Origin of the sequence: Pseudomonas marincola, from assembly GCF_900116605.1 — a bacterium.
Lineage (GTDB): Bacteria > Pseudomonadota > Gammaproteobacteria > Pseudomonadales > Pseudomonadaceae > Aquipseudomonas > Aquipseudomonas marincola.
In genome coordinates this window covers 126481-143060 of record NZ_FPBC01000006.1, presented here as the reverse complement: position 1 = coordinate 143060, position 16580 = coordinate 126481, and the positions used below count along the sequence as shown (strand labels likewise).

15 protein-coding genes are annotated in these 16580 nt (G+C 57.3%); 3 read left to right on the top strand and 12 right to left on the bottom strand.

Annotated features, from left to right (window positions below):
• Positions 1-14: 14 nt before the first annotated feature.
• The 7 genes from BM395_RS11660 to BM395_RS11630 all read right to left on the bottom strand — a co-directional run bounded on the left by BM395_RS11660 (position 15) and on the right by BM395_RS11630 (position 7911).
• Positions 15-440, bottom strand: coding sequence for a GNAT family N-acetyltransferase (locus BM395_RS11660; protein WP_069900264.1), 426 nt, complete (start codon positions 438-440; stop codon positions 15-17).
• Positions 433-1599: a ribosomal protein uL16 3-hydroxylase gene (locus tag BM395_RS11655; RefSeq protein ID WP_069900265.1), complete on the bottom strand. Its 1167-nt coding sequence runs from the start codon at positions 1597-1599 to the stop codon at positions 433-435. Before BM395_RS11655 ends, BM395_RS11660 begins: the two co-directional genes overlap by 8 nt.
• A 78-nt stretch (positions 1600-1677) precedes the next feature.
• Complete coding sequence (purB, locus tag BM395_RS11650; RefSeq protein ID WP_090512012.1) at positions 1678-3048, bottom strand: adenylosuccinate lyase; 1371 nt, start codon at positions 3046-3048, stop codon at positions 1678-1680.
• A 250-nt stretch (positions 3049-3298) separates the two neighbouring features.
• On the bottom strand, positions 3299-3919 hold the full coding sequence (hflD, locus tag BM395_RS11645) for a high frequency lysogenization protein HflD (protein WP_069900267.1): 621 nt from the start codon (positions 3917-3919) through the stop codon (positions 3299-3301).
• Positions 3916-5049 carry a tRNA 2-thiouridine(34) synthase MnmA gene (mnmA, locus tag BM395_RS11640; protein WP_090512010.1) on the bottom strand — a complete coding sequence of 378 codons (1134 nt, stop codon included), beginning with the start codon at positions 5047-5049 and terminating at the stop codon, positions 3916-3918. Before mnmA ends, hflD begins: the two co-directional genes overlap by 4 nt.
• An 84-nt stretch (positions 5050-5133) precedes the next feature.
• Positions 5134-5574: an NUDIX hydrolase gene (locus BM395_RS11635; protein ID WP_090512007.1), complete on the bottom strand. Its 441-nt coding sequence runs from the start codon at positions 5572-5574 to the stop codon at positions 5134-5136.
• A gap of 108 nt (positions 5575-5682) precedes the next feature.
• Entirely contained in the window at positions 5683-7911 is a 2229-nt protein-coding gene (locus BM395_RS11630; RefSeq protein WP_069900270.1) for an NADP-dependent isocitrate dehydrogenase, read from the bottom strand.
• A 459-nt stretch (positions 7912-8370) separates the two neighbouring features.
• Here BM395_RS11630 and icd point away from each other — a divergent pair, with 459 nt between their 5' ends.
• Positions 8371-9627, top strand: coding sequence for an NADP-dependent isocitrate dehydrogenase (gene icd / locus BM395_RS11625; RefSeq protein ID WP_090512005.1), 1257 nt, complete (start codon positions 8371-8373; stop codon positions 9625-9627).
• 95 nt (positions 9628-9722) lie between these two features.
• Here the strand turns inward: icd and cspD are convergent, their stop codons facing one another.
• Positions 9723-9986, bottom strand: a complete 264-nt coding sequence (gene cspD, locus BM395_RS11620) for a cold shock domain-containing protein CspD (protein WP_069900272.1) — start codon at positions 9984-9986, stop codon at positions 9723-9725.
• Positions 9987-10215: 229 nt separating this feature from the next.
• Between cspD and clpS the strand changes: the two genes are divergently transcribed.
• Together clpS and clpA are read left to right on the top strand one after the other, a co-directional pair.
• Positions 10216-10578: an ATP-dependent Clp protease adapter ClpS gene (clpS, locus tag BM395_RS11615; RefSeq protein ID WP_069900273.1), complete on the top strand. Its 363-nt coding sequence runs from the start codon at positions 10216-10218 to the stop codon at positions 10576-10578.
• Positions 10579-10607: 29 nt separating this feature from the next.
• A complete protein-coding gene (clpA, locus tag BM395_RS11610) occupies positions 10608-12878 on the top strand; it encodes an ATP-dependent Clp protease ATP-binding subunit ClpA (protein WP_069900274.1) in 2271 nt (756 codons plus the stop codon).
• Between the two features lie 700 nt (positions 12879-13578).
• On the opposite strand, the gene infA is transcribed toward clpA, so the two are convergent.
• The 4 genes from infA to trxB form a co-directional block, all read right to left on the bottom strand.
• Entirely contained in the window at positions 13579-13797 is a 219-nt protein-coding gene (gene infA / locus BM395_RS11605; protein ID WP_002553999.1) for a translation initiation factor IF-1, read from the bottom strand.
• 100 nt (positions 13798-13897) lie between these two features.
• Entirely contained in the window at positions 13898-14605 is a 708-nt protein-coding gene (locus BM395_RS11600) for an arginyltransferase (RefSeq protein ID WP_090512003.1), read from the bottom strand.
• A gap of 56 nt (positions 14606-14661) precedes the next feature.
• Positions 14662-15342 (bottom strand): leucyl/phenylalanyl-tRNA--protein transferase, encoded by a 681-nt coding sequence (gene aat / locus BM395_RS11595; protein WP_090512001.1) that lies wholly within the window; start codon positions 15340-15342, stop codon positions 14662-14664.
• A gap of 58 nt (positions 15343-15400) precedes the next feature.
• The gene (gene trxB, locus BM395_RS11590) at positions 15401-16351 is read right to left on the bottom strand and encodes a thioredoxin-disulfide reductase (RefSeq protein ID WP_090511998.1); all 951 of its coding nucleotides are present in this window, start codon (positions 16349-16351) and stop codon (positions 15401-15403) included.
• Positions 16352-16580 lie beyond the last annotated feature (229 nt).

Below are 16580 nucleotides of genomic sequence, written 5' to 3'. Positions count from 1 at the left end.
TGGCTGGACAGGTGTTACTCGCTGACGCGCACCATGTCCACGTGGGGGATGCCGGCGTCGAGAAACTCGCCGCTAACTACAGTAAAGCCTAGCTTTTCATAGAACGAAGTCGCGTGCACCTGGGCGCTGAGCATTTGCTGACGCAGCCCGCGTTTTTCCGCTGTTTCGATAACAGTGCGAATCAGCTGGTCGCCGACCTTCAGGCCGCGCCAGTCCTTGAGCACCGATACGCGGCCAATGTGGCCGTCTGGCAGCAGGCGGGCGGTGCCAATCGGGTAGTCGCCTTCATAAGCCAGAAAGTGATCGGCTACTGCATCTTCCGCGTCCCATTCCAGCTCGGGCGGCACGGACTGCTCGGCGATGAATACGCTCTCGCGGATGCGGCGAATTTCACTGTTGTCCTTGCTCCAGTCTGCAGGGCGAATGGTTATCTCATTCATCTGCAAACTCCAGGCTGCCTTGTTTGAGCAATTCCAAGACCAGGCAGCGACCGTCATCATCGGCCAGCCAGGCGCCAAGATTGTCGATGTGCAGGGCATCAGCCGAGCAAACCAGCTTCAGCAGTTCACGCAGATTGGCAGGCAGCAGGCGGCTCTGGCCGCTGGCAAACAGCACCAGGTCTTCGCCTACTTCGGACCAGGCCATGCGGGCACTCGGGTTGCGTACCAGTACGGCGCCTTGCTCGATGGTGTCGAGGAATTCTTCTTCACTGATCTCGAGGCTGCCGATGCGCTCTGGGTAACGCGGCTCGGTCATGAACTGGCCGAACCAAGTCATCAGCAGGCGCTCATCACTCATGTGCTCGTTAAGCAGCGCTTTGAGACGGTCCAGTGAGTCGCGCTGGATCTGTGTCGGGTCGCTGCTCGGCTGAGCGCCGGCATCACTGTAACGCTCTTCATCAGGCAGGAACTGGCTCAGGAAGTCAGTGAAATGGGTGAGAACTTCGGCGGCGCTCGGCGCGCGGAAGCCTACGGAATACGTCATACAATCATCCTCAGCGGTGCCACAGTGGGCCAGGAGTGGCGGCAGATACAGCATGTCGCCTGGCTCCAGAACCCATTCTTCAGTTGGTGCAAATTCAGCAAGGATCTTCAGATCCGCGTGGTCCAGCAGGGCGCTTTCGGAGTTGCACATCTGGCCGACTTGCCAGCGGCGCTTGCCGTAACCCTGCAGTAAAAATACGTCGTAGTTGTCGAAGTGCGGGCCAACCCCGCCGCCAGCGGTTGCAAAGCTGACCATGACATCGTCAATGCGCCACTTGGGCAGGAACTTGAAGTTCTCCATCAGCTCGGCGACTTCCGGCACGAACTGGTCGACCGCCTGAACCAGCAGGGTCCAGTCGCGTTCAGGCAACGTGCTGAAGGCGTCTTCTTCAAATGGCCCGCGGCGCAGCTCCCATGGCGTTACGCCATGTTCAATGACCAGGCGAGATTCAACTTCTTCCTCAAGTGCCAGGCCTGCGAGCTCGTCAGGTGAAATTGGCGTTTCAAAACCGGGCAGCGCCTGACGGATCAGCAGCGGTTTCTTTTGCCAGTAATCGCGCATGAATTCGCGCGCAGTCAGGCCGCCCAGCAGTTGCAGAGGAGTATCAGGATTCATCTGTAAGCCCTTGAAATTTAATGACGCCCTAAAATAAAAACGCCCGGCTCAGCCGGGCGTCGGGCGGGCCGTTGGTGCTTAGATACGCTTGGCCTGTGCGACCGCGTTGCCGATGTACGAGGCAGGGGTCAGCAGTTTCAGTTCGGCTTTGGCTTCGGCTGGCATGTCCAGGCCGTCGATAAAGTCGAGCAAGGCTTGCGGGGTGATGCCCTTGCCGCGCGTCAGCTCCTTGAGCTTCTCGTACGGGTTTTCAATGGCATAACGGCGCATAACGGTTTGGATCGGCTCAGCGAGGACTTCCCAGCAAGCGTCCAAATCTTCAGCAATACGTTGAGCATTCAGCTCCAACTTACTGATTCCCTTTAGGCTTGCTTCGTATGCGATAACGCTGTGAGCAAAACCAACACCGAGGTTACGCAGTACGGTGGAGTCGGTCAGGTCACGCTGCCAGCGCGAAACTGGCAACTTGCTGGCCAGGTGCTGCAGCAGGGCGTTGGCGATACCGAGGTTGCCTTCGGAGTTTTCGAAGTCGATCGGGTTGACCTTGTGCGGCATGGTCGAAGAGCCGATTTCGCCGGCAATGGTCTTCTGCTTGAAGTAACCCAGCGAGATGTAGCCCCAGATATCGCGATCGAAGTCGATCAGGATGGTGTTGAAGCGGGCCACGGCGTCGAACAGCTCTGCGATGTAATCGTGCGGCTCGATCTGTGTGGTGTAAGGGTTCCATTGCAGGCCGAGGTCGCCTTCGATGAATTCGCGGGCGTTCGCTTCCCAGTCGATGTCGGCATAGGCCGACAGGTGGGCGTTGTAGTTGCCCACGGCGCCATTGATCTTGCCCAGCAGCGGCACGGCGGCGATCTGGGTGATTTGGCGCTCAAGGCGATAAACCACGTTCGCCAGTTCTTTACCCAGCGTGGTCGGTGAAGCAGGTTGGCCGTGAGTTCGCGAGAGCATTGGCACATCGGCGAAACGCACCGCCAGTTCGCGAATAGAACCGGCGATCTGGCGCATCAGTGGCAGCAGCACGGTGTCGCGACCTTCACGCAGCATCAGCGCATGCGAAAGGTTATTGATGTCTTCAGAAGTACAAGCGAAGTGGATGAATTCATTCACTTTTTCAAGTTCAGGCAGCTTCGCAGCCTGTTCCTTGAGCAGGTACTCGACGGCTTTCACGTCGTGATTGGTGGTGCGCTCGATTTCCTTGACGCGCTCGGCATGAGCCACATCGAAGTTATTCGCCAGTTCGTTCAGAATGGCTTGCGCATCATCGGAAAACGGCGGCACTTCAGGCACGCCTGCATGAGCGGCCAGGCGCTGGAGCCAGCGAACCTCGACCATGACGCGAAAACGGATAAGACCGTATTCGCTGAAAATTGGGCGCAAAGCGCTAGTTTTGCCGGCGTAACGGCCATCAACGGGTGAAACCGCGGTGAGCGAAGAAAGCTGCATAGGAGGCGTTCTCGGACAGTCGGGCATTGAAAAGGGCGCATATCATACATGAAATTCGCGGCTAAGCCTTGCTTAAGTCACCGCCGTTCAGCGGTAACGGCTCGGGACGGCCTTCAGAATGCGCATTTGGGTGTTATTGAAAACTCAGCGCGTTGCGCGAACACAAGGCAAAACAACACGAAAAGCGCAATTCACCTGACGTAAAAGCGCTTTTCGGATCTGTTGAGTGGTTTGTTGCGCGCCGCAGTTGTTAGCCGCGAAGCATGGGGTACAGCTCATTGAGCAGCTTCTTGCGGCTGATAACCAGCTGCCAGCGGTGACCGCCAAGCTGACGCCAGAGCCGCGCCGAGCGAATGCCGGTGAGCAGCAATGCACGAATCTTCGAGGCGTTGCTCGGCTGCTGCAGGTGGCGCATGTCGCCCTGCACCTGAATACGCTGGCGGAAGGTGCTGATGGTGTCTTGATAGAGGCTGCCGCAGCTGGAAACCACGTTCTCGTGAGTCGGTCCGAAGTGCTCGACCTGTGCCTGGATCTGATCCAGCCGGCTGCCCATGATCTGCATCAGGTCGTCACGCTTGGCGAATTGGCGCTCAAGGTTGAGCAGGGCCAACGCATAGCGCAGCGGTTCACGCTGCAAGCTGGTCGGGTCGCGTTCAAGCGAGCTGATCAAGGCCTTGTAGCCGTCGCGCAGGTTGAGATCGTCGCCACCATAAACGGCGAGGGTGTTTTCCGGATCGCGCACCAAGAGGCTGCCGAGCAGGCATTCCAGCACCGGTTCGCTGGACTGGCCAGTGCGGGCAATTCGGTCGACCTGAGTCGTGGCTTCGAAAACCGCACCGAGTGCGACCAGTTGCTCCTGAGTCTGATTCATGGGCGCTTATCCTTGCTGCTCCACGGTTTAGCGTGCTCAATTACGCCGCCGCCCAGGCAGATTTCGCCGTCGTAAAACACCACGGACTGGCCCGGCGTGACTGCGCGTTGCGGCATGGCGAACGACGCCCGATAACCGTCTGCGGTTTTTTCCAGCGTGCACTGCTGATCGCCCTGGCGGTAACGCACTTTGGCGCTGAGCTGACGCGGGGAGGACAAGTCGATTGGATTAACCCAGTAGATGTCCGAGGCCAGCAATGCGCTGGAGAACAGCCATGGATGATCATTGCCCTGTCCGACAACCAGCACGTTGCGCTCGAGGTCTTTCTGCAGCACGTACCACGGCTCATCACTGGCGTCTTTCAGGCCGCCAATGCCCAAGCCCTGGCGCTGACCCATGGTGTGATACATCAGGCCGTGGTGACGGCCAATGACCTCACCCTCGGTGGTTTCAATATCGCCCGGCTGAGCCGGCAGGTATTGCTTGAGGAAGTCACTGAAACGGCGCTCGCCAATGAAGCAAATTCCGGTCGAGTCTTTCTTCTTGGCTGTCGCCAGCTGGTACTTCTCGGCGATCTCGCGCACCTGTGGCTTCTCTAGCTCGCCAACCGGGAACAGGGTTTTGGCAATCTGTTCGCCGCCAACGGCATGCAGGAAGTAGCTTTGGTCCTTGTTCGGGTCCAGTCCCTTGAGCAGCTCGGTGCGGCCATCAATGTCGCGACGGCGCACGTAATGGCCGGTCGCAATCAGGTCTGCGCCCAGCATCAGAGCGTAATCGAGGAACGCCTTGAACTTGATTTCCCGGTTGCAGAGGATGTCGGGGTTCGGCGTGCGGCCAGCCTTGTACTCGGCAAGGAAGTGCTCGAACACATTGTCCCAATACTCGGCAGCAAAGTTGGCGGTGTTCAGCTTGATGCCAATCTTGTCGCAAACGGCTTGCGCATCCGCCAGATCATCCATGGCGGTGCAGTATTCGGTGCCGTCGTCTTCGTCCCAGTTCTTCATGAACAGACCTTCGACCTGATAGCCCTGTTCGAGCAGGAGCAGGGCCGAGACCGACGAGTCTACGCCGCCGGACATGCCGACAATAACGCGCGTGGAGGCTGGGTCGTACTGATGAGTCGTTTGCATGGAAGTATCTGACATGGGAGCGGAGCACTGACGCTAAAAGGAGTCGATTCTAGCAGGATGACGAGTTGTCGGCGACGGGCAGTATCAGTCGCGCAACAGGCTCAGGGCAAAACGTTCACCGCTGATGTAATCGTCGATACAACGCAGTACCAACTCGCTGCGCCAGCGCTCAGGCTGGGCGGCCAGCTCGTCGCGGGTCAGCCACTGCGGGCCGATGATGCCGTCATCCAGCGGATGGTTCGGGCGCTGGGCCAACGGTTTGGCGGCAAAGCAGATGCGCTGATAGGTCACGCCGTTGCTCGGCGCGGTGTACAGGTAAATGCCGATGACCGCAGTCAGCTCGACATCCCAGCCGGTTTCTTCGAGGGTTTCACGCAAGGCCGCCTGAGCCAGTGTTTCATTGGCTTCAAGATGGCCGGCCGGCTGATTGAATACCTGCCGGCCTTCGGCGTGTTCCTCGACCAGCAGAAAGCGGCCTTGGTTTTCGACAACGGTGGCGACAGTGATATGAGGTTGCCAGGACATGATTAATTCCCAGATTGCGAATGATTGGAAGAGGTTGCTGGCCCTGAAACACAACCCCCGGCGCGGGGCCGGGGGTTGTGATATTGCGGGTACACGTTACAGCGGTGATTAGCCGATCAGAGGATCGATCGCCGCGTTCAGTGTGGCGCTCGGGCGCATGACCTGGCTGGTCAGCTCCTTGTTGGAGCGGTAGTAACCGGCGATGTCGACCGGCTTGCCCTGAACCTCGTTGAGTTCGGCAACGATGGTTGCTTCCTGCTCGGTGAGGGCCTTGGCCAGTGGTGCGAAATGCGCGGCCAGTTCAGCGTTTTCAGTCTGCGCTGCCAGAGCTTGTGCCCAGTACATGGCGAGATAGAAGTGGCTGCCACGGTTGTCCAGCTCGCCAGTGCGGCGCGAAGGCGACTTGCCGTTATCCAGCAGTTTGCCGGTGGCGATATCCAGCGTGGTGCCAAGAATCTTGGCTTTGTCGTTCTGGGTTTTAATGCCAGTTTCTTCCAGCGACACGGCCAGAGCCAGGAATTCGCCCAGCGAATCCCAGCGCAGGTGGTTCTCTTCAACCAGCTGCTGTACGTGCTTCGGAGCCGAGCCGCCCGCGCCAGTTTCGTACATGCCGCCGCCCGCCATCAGCGGAACGATGGAAAGCATTTTCGCCGACGTGCCGAGCTCCATGATCGGGAACAGGTCAGTCAGGTAGTCGCGCAGTACGTTACCGGTTACCGAGATGGTATCCAGACCGCGGATCATGCGCTCCATGCTGAAACGGATGGCCTGGTTGTAGTCCATGATGTGCAGCTCAAGGCCGTCGGTATCGTGGTCTTTCAGGTAGGTTTCGACTTTCAGCATCAACTGCCGGTCGTGAGCGCGCTCTGGGTCGAGCCAGAACACAGCCGGGGTGTTGGATGCGCGAGCGCGGGTAACGGCCAGCTTGACCCAGTCGCGGATCGGCGCATCTTTGGTCTGGCAGGCGCGCCAGATGTCGCCCGCTTCAACAGCGTGCTCGATCTTGACGGTGCCGTCGGCCAGAACCACACGCATGGTGCCGTCTGTTTCGAGTTCGAAAGTCTTGTCGTGCGAGCCGTATTCTTCAGCTTTCTGCGCCATCAGGCCTACGTTCGGTACCGAGCCCATGGTGGTCGGGTCGAATGCGCCGTTGGTTTTGCAGAAGTTGATCATTTCCTGATAAATGCGCGCATAGGTGCTTTCAGGCATGACCGCCTTGGTGTCTTTGAGCTTGCCGTCCTTGCCCCACATCTGACCGGAGCTGCGGATCATTGCAGGCATCGAGGCGTCAACGATAACGTCGCTCGGGATGTGCAGGTTGGTAATGCCTTTAACCGAGTCAACCATCGCCATTTCCGGGCGATCGCTGTAGCACTCGTGCAGGTCGTGGAGAATTTCTTCCTGCAGCGAAGCTGGCAGAACCTTGATTTTCTCGTAAACGCTGTTCAGGCCGTTGTTCGGGTTAACGCCCAGCTCGTCGAACAATTTTGCGTGCTTCTCGAAGGCTTTCTTGTAGTACACGCTAACCGCGTGACCGAAAACGATCGGGTGCGAGATCTTCATCATGGTCGCCTTGACGTGCAGGGACCACATAACGCCGGTTTCTTTACAGTCTTGCAGGGTCTGCTCGAAGAAATCGCGCAGCTTCTGGCAGCTCATGCGCATGCCGTCGAACACTTCGCCTGCTTGCAGCGAAACCACTTTCTTCAGCTCGACCTTGCCGTCTTGACCGACGAACTCGATGCGCACGTCGCCAGCCTGGTCCATGGTGAAGGACTGCTCGCTGGAGAAGAAGTCGCCGTCACGCATGTAGTCGGCGTGCGACTGCGAAGCCATGCTCCACTTGCCCATCGAGTGCGGGTGCTTGCGCGCGTAGGCTTTAACAGCAGCCGGGGCGCGGCGGTCGGAGTTACCCTCACGCAGAACAGGGTTTACCGCGCTGCCCAGTACCTTGTTGTAACGGGCGCGAGCTTCTTTTTCCTGTTCGGTCTGTGGGTCTTCCGGGAAATCTGGGATGTTGAAGCCCTGAGCCTGCAGCTCGGCGATTGCGCCGCGCAGCTGAGGAACCGAAGCACTGATGTTCGGCAGCTTGATGATGTTGGCTTCAGGGGAAGTCGCCAGTACGGCGAGCTTGGCAAGGTCGTCTTCGATCTGCTGGTCTGCGCCGAGTTGGTCAGCGAAGCCTGCAAGGATACGGCCGGCAAGAGAGATGTCTCGGGTTTCGACGTCAATGTCTGCTGATGCAGCGAAGGCTTTTACGATGGGGAGAAGCGAGTAGGTCGCTAGGGCGGGCGCTTCGTCAGTGAAGGTGTAGATGATCTTCGAGCGGTTAGACATCAAGGAAACTCTCTTCTTTTCTAGGCGCGGACAGGGTCTCGAGGTGCACCGTGTAGATGCGTCCACTCAATGCTTGGGCTTGAGTCGGAATTCGAGCGTTTACCACGCAAGGTTGGTTGTACCAGTAGAGTGTTATTCGCCGGGTTAGGGTGCTAACACCGGCGCATCCGAGAGGCGGACGTCCTGTAACGGACAGGGGCTCTCTCTATGACTGCAAGGTCACGGCGCACGATTATAACACTGTCGATAGCAAACTAAGAACTTCAAGCTGTAGACCAATGTCTAGAAGGTGGGCGATAGGCGACCAGCCATTATTTTGCTCTGCATGTATTACCGTTCATAACGAGGGTTTAAAACCTGTATGGTTGGCCTCGTAATCATTTGCAGCGTAGTGCCTGCCCGATTGATTGCGCTACGCTGAATGCAATAACACGGTTCATTCAAAAACAGGAGTTCAGCATGGGATACCAAAAGATCCAGGTGCCAGCAACCGGTGACAAAATCACCGTGAATGCCGACATGTCGCTCAATGTTCCGGATAACCCGATCATTCCTTACATCGAAGGGGATGGTATCGGCGTCGATATCAGCCCGGTGATGATCAAGGTTGTCGATGCAGCTGTAGAGAAAGCCTATGGCGGCAAGCGCAAGATTTCCTGGATGGAAGTGTATGCGGGTGAAAAAGCCACTCAGGTTTACGATCAGGACACCTGGCTGCCAAAAGAAACCCTCGAAGCCGTTCGCGACTACGTTGTATCGATCAAAGGCCCGCTGACCACGCCGGTTGGCGGCGGCATCCGCTCGCTCAACGTGGCCCTGCGCCAAGAGCTGGACCTTTACGTGTGCCAGCGCCCGGTACGCTGGTTCACTGGTGTGCCAAGCCCGGTGAAGAAACCGGGTGATGTCGACATGGTGATCTTCCGCGAGAACTCTGAAGACATTTATGCCGGCGTCGAGTGGAAGGCCGGCTCGCCAGAAGCCATCAAGGTCATCAAGTTCTTGACCGAAGAAATGGGCGTGAAGAAGATCCGCTTCACCGAAAACTGCGGCATTGGCGTCAAGCCGGTTTCACAAGAAGGCACCAAGCGCCTGGTACGCAAGGCATTGCAGTACGCAGTCGACAACGACCGCAGCTCGGTGACTATCGTGCACAAGGGCAACATCATGAAGTTCACCGAAGGTGCCTTCAAAGAGTGGGGCTACGAGGTGGCGCGTGACGAGTTCGGCGCCGAACTGCTCGATGGCGGCCCGTGGATGCAGTTCAAGAACCCGAAATCCGGCAAGAATATTGTGGTCAAGGATGCAATCGCCGATGCCATGCTCCAGCAGATTCTGCTGCGCCCGGCTGAATATGACGTGATTGCCACCCTCAATCTCAATGGTGACTACCTGTCTGACGCACTGGCGGCGGAAGTCGGCGGTATTGGTATCGCGCCAGGCGCCAACCTGTCCGACACCATTGCCATGTTCGAAGCGACCCACGGCACTGCGCCGAAGTACGCAGGGCAGGACAAGGTCAACCCGGGCTCGCTGATTCTCTCGGCCGAGATGATGCTGCGCCACATGGGCTGGCTGGAAGCGGCGGACTTGCTGATCAAGGGCACGGAAGGCGCCATTGATGCGAAGACCGTAACGTACGACTTCGAGCGCCTGATGGACGGTGCAAAATTGATGTCGTGCTCTGAGTTTGGCGATCAAATGATCGCGCATATGTAACTTTCGGGCCTCTCGCCTGTCTTCTGGATAGGCGAGAATTCCGTGCAAAACAAAGCCGGTCTCGCGACCGGCTTTTTTATGGGTTCACGCGTGAGTCAGGCTTCGACCGTAACACTCGGGGTTTGCACAGTGGCAGCGGCGGTATCGACGCTGGCCGTGATTGAGTTGATGTTAACGGCGTGGAGGCCTTTGGGACCTTGAATAATATCGAAGCTTACCGGCTGACCAGCCTTCAGGGTTTTGTAGCCTTCCATCTGGATCGCCGAGAAGTGGGCGAACAGGTCCTCATCGCCACCATCAGCCACAATAAAGCCGTAACCTTTAGCGTTGTTGAACCACTTGACCTTACCGCTTAGCATGCTGATATCCCTCTGCAAAGGACTCCACCTCTGGAGTATCATCCACTTTGACTCCGCGAATTCATCAAGCTGGAAGGCGAGAACACGGAACCTCTTATTACCCAAACCGGGTATTCATTGTTTGTAACACCGTTTTGCCGATAGTCAAGGCGCCAGCGTTATTGGCTGTGACTTCGATCAAGATGAAACCCGCATCCAGATACAAATAGCCATGAGTTCAATTTTCAACATGCATGCAAGTAGCCAGATTCGACTAACATTCAATCAGGATCGACCCGCAACGCATGAGGACGACTCCTCTGGTGTGGCATTGCAGGAAGCCAAGCCCGCGTTGCAGGCGCCCCCAATGTATAAGGTGATTTTGTTTAATGACGATTACACACCGATGGACTTTGTGGTTGAGATACTCGAGGTTTTCTTCAATCTGAATCGGGAGGTGGCGACCAAGATAATGCTGACCGTCCATACAGAGGGACGAGCAGTTTGCGGGGTTTATACCCGCGACATCGCTGAAACCAAGGCGATGCAGGTCAACCAATATGCGCGCGAAAGCCAACACCCACTACTCTGTGAGATCGAGAAGGACGGCTAAAGCCGACCACTTGGGCACGAGGTGCAGCTATGTTAAATCGAGAGCTCGAAGTAACCCTCAACCTGGCCTTTAAAGAGGCCCGCAACAAGCGTCATGAATTCATGACGGTTGAGCATCTATTATTAGCCCTGTTAGATAACGAGGCGGCGGCCAGCGTGCTGCGCGCCTGTGGTGCCAGCCTGGACAAGCTGCGTCACGATCTGCTGGAGTTTATCGACTCCACGACTCCGCTTATTCCGGCCCATGATGAAGAACGCGAAACCCAGCCTACACTCGGGTTTCAGCGAGTCTTGCAGCGCGCGGTATTCCACGTACAAAGCTCTGGCAAGCGCGAAGTCACGGGCGCCAATGTGCTGGTCGCCATTTTCAGCGAGCAGGAGAGCCAGGCTGTGTTCCTGCTCAAGCAGCAGAGCGTTGCCCGCATCGATGTGGTCAACTTCATCGCCCATGGCATCTCCAAGGTGCCGGGCCATGGCGAGCACAGCGAAAGCGAACAGGAGATGCAGGACGAAGACGCAGGCGATTCGCCTATGTCGGGTAATCCGCTCGACTCCTACGCCAGCAACCTCAACGAGGCGGCGCGTCAGGGTCGGATTGATCCGCTGGTCGGTCGCGAGTCCGAAGTCGAGCGTGTCGCGCAGATTCTGGCGCGCCGGCGCAAAAACAATCCGCTGCTGGTTGGTGAAGCTGGAGTGGGTAAGACAGCAATCGCGGAAGGCCTGGCTAAGCGTATTGTCGACGGCATGGTGCCGGACTTGCTCGCAGACAGCGTGGTCTACTCGCTGGATCTGGGCGCGTTACTGGCGGGCACCAAATACCGTGGCGACTTCGAGAAGCGTCTGAAGGCCTTGCTCAACGAGTTGCGCAAGCGCCCGCATGCGATCCTGTTTATCGACGAAATCCACACCATCATTGGTGCCGGAGCCGCGTCGGGCGGGGTGATGGATGCGTCCAACCTGCTCAAGCCGATGCTTTCGTCTGGCGAGATACGCTGCATTGGCTCAACCACCTTCCAGGAGTTTCGCGGCATCTTCGAGAAGGACAGGGCGCTTGCCCGTCGCTTCCAGAAGGTCGATGTTGTCGAGCCCTCGGTTGAAGACACCATCAGCATTCTCAGAGGCCTCAAGGGGCGTTTTGAGCAGCATCACAGTATCGAGTACAGCGATGAGGCGTTGCGCGCAGCGGCTGAGCTTGCAGCGCGTTATATCAACGACCGTCACATGCCTGACAAAGCCATCGACGTGATTGACGAGGCGGGCGCCTTCCAGCGTCTGCAACCCGTCGACAAACGCGTCAAGCGCATCGACGTGGCGCAGGTTGAAGATATCGTTGCGAAAATTGCGCGTATTCCGCCTAAGCATGTCAGCAGCTCCGACAAAGAGCTTCTGCGCAACCTTGAGCGCGACCTCAAGCTGACCGTATTTGGTCAGGATGCAGCCATTGAATCGCTGTCTACCGCGATCAAGCTGTCACGTGCAGGCCTCAAGGCGCCGGACAAACCAGTGGGCTCGTTCCTGTTTGCCGGGCCAACAGGTGTCGGCAAGACCGAGGCGGCGCGGCAGTTGTCGAAGTCGCTGGGTGTCGAGCTGATTCGCTTCGATATGTCGGAATACATGGAGCGCCATACGGTTTCACGGCTGATTGGTGCGCCGCCTGGCTATGTGGGTTTCGATCAGGGCGGACTGCTCACCGAAGCCATCACCAAGACGCCGCACTGCGTGTTGCTGCTTGATGAGATCGAAAAGGCCCACCCGGAAGTCTTCAACCTGCTGTTGCAGGTGATGGACCACGGCACGCTCACCGACAACAACGGTCGCAAGGCGGATTTCCGCAATGTCATCCTGATCATGACCACCAATGCCGGCGCGGAAACAGCAGCGCGGGCATCGATTGGTTTTACCCATCAGGATCACTCGACCGATGCCATGGAAGTCATCAAGAAGAGCTTCACGCCGGAGTTCCGTAACCGTCTGGATACCATAATCCAGTTTGGCCGCCTCAGCACTGAAGTCATCAAGAGCATCATCGACAAGTTCCTTACCGAGCTGCAGGCTCAACTTGAGGACAAGCGCGTACAGCTCGATGTTTCGGATGCGGCGCGTGGCTGGCTGGCGGAGAAGGGCTATGACGTGACGATGGGCGCCCGGCCGATGGCACGCTTGATCCAGGACAAGATCAAGCGTCCGCTGGCAGAAGAAATTCTGTTTGGCGAGCTGTCCGAGCATGGCGGCGTGGTGCATGTCGATCTGGTCGATGGCGAACTGACCTTCGAGTTCGAAACCGCAGCCGAAATGGCCTGATAATCAGGTTGTGCAACCGGCGCCCGATGTTGGGCGCCGGTTACAGGCTTGCCGTTGGTTTGAATCTAACGCCCGTTGCATGCAGTGGGCGTTTTTTATTGCGCCAAGAAAATCGTGAGTACGATTTGCAGGCGCCCAATGCGATCGGACGTCATACGAAAACGGAGGATGGTTAACCCGCAGGGTAAACCGTCATGGCGGCCGCCGGCTGCCTGATTTGATCGAAATTGTGTGTCGGGGCGTGGGTCGGGATCAAATGTGGACGTTGGCACGTCCATGACGGATTGCCGAGAGAGGCTCGGCTATCCATCCTCCGAATGTAATCGGCATGCAATCGCATGCGATCGGCGGTTATACGAAAACGGAGGATGGTTAACCCGAAGGGTAAACCGTCATGGTAGCCATTGGCTGCCCGGCTTTGATCGAAATTGTGTGTCGAGGCGCGGGCGGGGATCAAGTGCGGACGCTGGCGCGTCCATGACGGATTGCCGAGGGAGGCTCGGCTATCCATCCTCCGAATGCAATCGGCAAGCAATCGGCATGTAATCGGTATGCAATCGGCATGTGAGCGGCGGTTATACGAAACGGAGGATGGTTAACCCAAAGGGTAAACCGTCATGGCGGCCATTGGCTGCCCGTTTATTTTTCCTCACGCACACAAAAACGCCCGGCAAGCCGGGCGTTTTTACTGGTGACTGGCTTAGCGCGCGCGGTATGTAATGCGGCCTTTGCTCAAGTCATAAGGCGTTAGTTCAACGCGTACTTTATCGCCAGTAAGAATGCGGATGTAGTTCTTGCGCATCTTTCCGGAGATGTGCGCGGTTACGACGTGCCCATTTTCCAACTCCACACGAAACATGGTGTTGGGCAGGGTGTCGACGACAGTGCCTTCCATTTCGAAGCTGTCTTCTTTCGACATGCAGTAAAGCCCTCGGTATCCAATGAATGGCCCGGTGCGACTGGCTCCAGGCAAAAGCGGCGTGCATTGTGCCCGAAAATAGGCAGATTCGCCAGTCTCCTCAGTTAAGAGTGATCCAGCGTTGATTAATAAACAGCTCAATGGGCCGGTATTGAGTCTTGTAATTCATTTTTTTGCAGTTCTTGATCCAATAACCCAGGTACAGCGCATGCAGCCCTAACTGCTGAGTCTGATTGATCTGCCACAGGATCGCAAAGCGCCCAAGGCTGCGGCGTTCCTCGCTTGGGTCGTAAAACGTGTAAACCGCTGAGAGCCCGTTTGGCAGCACATCGGTCACGGCAATCGCCACCAGACGGCCGTCTTTCCGGAATTCGTAAAAGCGCGAGAAGGAAAGTGAGCGCACCAGAAAAGTCGAAAATTGGTCGTGACTCGGCGGGTACATATCGCCATCGGCGTGACGCTGTTCGATATAGCGGCTGTACAGCGCGTAGTACTCCTCGTTGAAAACCGGCCGCGCGGGTGTGACCACGATGTCTTCGTTGCGCTTGAGGATCTTGCGTTGCTGGCGATTGGGCGTAAAGGTTTCAGCAGGAATACGCGCCGGAACGCACGCCACACAATTTTGGCAGTGCGGGCGATACAGGTGATCGCCGCTGCGGCGAAAGCCCAACTCAGAAAGCTCTGCGTACACCTCGACGTCCATTGGCTGGCTCGGGTCGAGGAACAATGTGGTCGCCTGCTCATCTGGCAGGTAACTGCAGGCGTGAGGCTGAGTGGCGTAAAACTTCAATCTGGCCAGCTCGGTCATGGCGGTGTCTCGGGTTAAGCCTTGGTAACAAGTGTATGTCAGGCTGAACGAGTCGACTAGGCGGACCAGTGAGCGTTTGCAGCCTGCTCAAGATGAGTATGCAGCGTACGCGAAAATTGTTCACGGCTGATCGGGCGGGCGCCAAGGCTCTGCAAATGTTGCGTGTGCATCTGACAGTCAATCATGACGAAACCCCAGCGCTGAAGGTGTTGCACCAGCGTCACGAAACCTACTTTGGAGGCGTTGTCGGCGCGGCTGAACATCGACTCGCCAAAAAACAGCTGGCCCATTGCCAGACCATATAAACCGCCAACCAGTTCATCGTCACGCCAAACCTCAACGCTGTGGGCGTAGCCGCGCCGATGCAGTTCGATATAAGCCTGTTGCATGGCGTCGGTGATCCACGTGCCATCGGCATAGGCGCGCGGTTGCGAGCAAGCGTGGATGACGCTGGCGAAGTCCTGATCAAAAGTAACGCGATACACGCCCTGGCGAATAACCTTGGCCAGGCTGCGCGAAACATGCAGTTCTTCGGGGATTAGTACCATGCGCGGATCAGGTGACCACCACAACAGAGGCTGGCCATCCTGATACCAGGGAAAGCAGCCGTGTCGATACGCAGCAATCAGGCGTTCGGGGCTCAGGTCGCCGCCGGCGGCCAGCAGGCCGTCGGGTTCACGCAGGGCTTTGTTAAGCGGTGGAAAACTTAATGAGTCACGTTGTAGCCAGGTCAGCATCTAGTTTTCCAGAAGAGGGCAGGGCGCACGTTTGCCGTGCGCCTGCGGGGTTGCTCGATCAGTTGTCGTCGAGGAACTTTTCGACATCAAGTGCGGCCATGCAGCCAGCGCCAGCCGAGGTAATGGCCTGGCGGTATACGTGGTCAGCCACGTCGCCAGCGGCAAATACGCCTTCGATGCTGGTGGCGGTGGCGTTGCCTTCGTTGCCGCCCTGGATCAGCAGGTAGCCGTCACGCATTTCCAGTTGGCCCTGGAACAGGTCGGTGTTCGGCTTGTGGCCGATGGCAATGAACACGCCGGCCAGCGGCAGATCCTGGGTTTCACCGGTTTCGGTGCTCTTCAGGCGTGCGCCGGTTACACCAGTGGCATCGCCCAGCACTTCTTCAAGTGTGGTGTTCCAGTGAATGCGCATGTTGCCGTTAGCGGCCTTGTCGAACAGCTTGTCCTGAAGGATCTTCTCGGAACGCAGTTTGTCGCGGCGGTGGACGAGATGCACTTCCTTGGCGATATTGGACAGGTAAAGGGCTTCTTCAACGGCCGTGTTGCCGCCGCCGATTACCGCTACAACCTGATTGCGGTAGAAGAAACCATCGCAGGTCGCGCAAGCCGAGACGCCTTTGCCCGAGAACGCTTCTTCAGACGGCAGGCCCAAGTACTGCGCGCTGGCGCCTGTGGCGATGATCAGTGCGTCGCAGGTGTAGGTGCCGCTGTCGCCCTTGAGGACGAATGGGCGCTGCTGCAACTCTGCGGTGTTGATGTGGTCGTAGATGATCTCGGTTTCAAAGCGCTCGGCGTGCTTTTGCATGCGCTCCATCAAAGCCGGCCCGGTCAGGCCTTCAACATCGCCCGGCCAGTTGTCGACTTCGGTGGTGGTGGTCAATTGGCCGCCGGGTTGAATGCCGGTGATGATGGTGGGTTTGAGGTTGGCACGGGCAGCGTAAACAGCGGCGCTGTAACCAGCAGGGCCCGAACCGAGGATGATCAGGCGCGAATGTTTGACTTCACTCATAAAAGACCTCATAAGCCTTTGTCACAAAAGAAAATGCATGCTCAAATTAAGCAGCACAGAAGATGTTGGTAGTTATGCTACACCGAAGGCCTTTGCTATGGCACGTTGCGCGTAATCTCCATGTACCCTTTGTTCATGGCATCACGCTCGCAAACCCGTACAATAGTCCTCGGCATTACATTTGTCGTTAATTGATCAATCGGCGCCTCTGGTGCAGGAACAAATGCGT

Excerpts from the sequence above, each read along its gene's own strand:
- BM395_RS11660 (WP_069900264.1), bottom strand. The coding sequence starts at position 440 with ATGAATGAGATAACCATTCGCCCTGCAGACTGGAGCAAGGACAACAGT.
- BM395_RS11655 (WP_069900265.1), bottom strand. The coding sequence starts at position 1,599 with ATGAATCCTGATACTCCTCTGCAACTGCTGGGCGGCCTGACTGCGCGC.
- purB (WP_090512012.1), bottom strand. The coding sequence starts at position 3,048 with ATGCAGCTTTCTTCGCTCACCGCGGTTTCACCCGTTGATGGCCGTTAC.
- hflD (WP_069900267.1), bottom strand. The coding sequence starts at position 3,919 with ATGAATCAGACTCAGGAGCAACTGGTCGCACTCGGTGCGGTTTTCGAA.
- mnmA (WP_090512010.1), bottom strand. The coding sequence starts at position 5,049 with ATGCAAACGACTCATCAGTACGACCCAGCCTCCACGCGCGTTATTGTC.
- BM395_RS11635 (WP_090512007.1), bottom strand. The coding sequence starts at position 5,574 with ATGTCCTGGCAACCTCATATCACTGTCGCCACCGTTGTCGAAAACCAA.
- BM395_RS11630 (WP_069900270.1), bottom strand. The coding sequence starts at position 7,911 with ATGTCTAACCGCTCGAAGATCATCTACACCTTCACTGACGAAGCGCCC.
- icd (WP_090512005.1), top strand. The coding sequence starts at position 8,371 with ATGGGATACCAAAAGATCCAGGTGCCAGCAACCGGTGACAAAATCACC.
- cspD (WP_069900272.1), bottom strand. The coding sequence starts at position 9,986 with ATGCTAAGCGGTAAGGTCAAGTGGTTCAACAACGCTAAAGGTTACGGC.
- clpS (WP_069900273.1), top strand. The coding sequence starts at position 10,216 with ATGCATGCAAGTAGCCAGATTCGACTAACATTCAATCAGGATCGACCC.
- clpA (WP_069900274.1), top strand. The coding sequence starts at position 10,608 with ATGTTAAATCGAGAGCTCGAAGTAACCCTCAACCTGGCCTTTAAAGAG.
- infA (WP_002553999.1), bottom strand. The coding sequence starts at position 13,797 with ATGTCGAAAGAAGACAGCTTCGAAATGGAAGGCACTGTCGTCGACACC.
- BM395_RS11600 (WP_090512003.1), bottom strand. The coding sequence starts at position 14,605 with ATGACCGAGCTGGCCAGATTGAAGTTTTACGCCACTCAGCCTCACGCC.
- aat (WP_090512001.1), bottom strand. The coding sequence starts at position 15,342 with ATGCTGACCTGGCTACAACGTGACTCATTAAGTTTTCCACCGCTTAAC.
- trxB (WP_090511998.1), bottom strand. The coding sequence starts at position 16,351 with ATGAGTGAAGTCAAACATTCGCGCCTGATCATCCTCGGTTCGGGCCCT.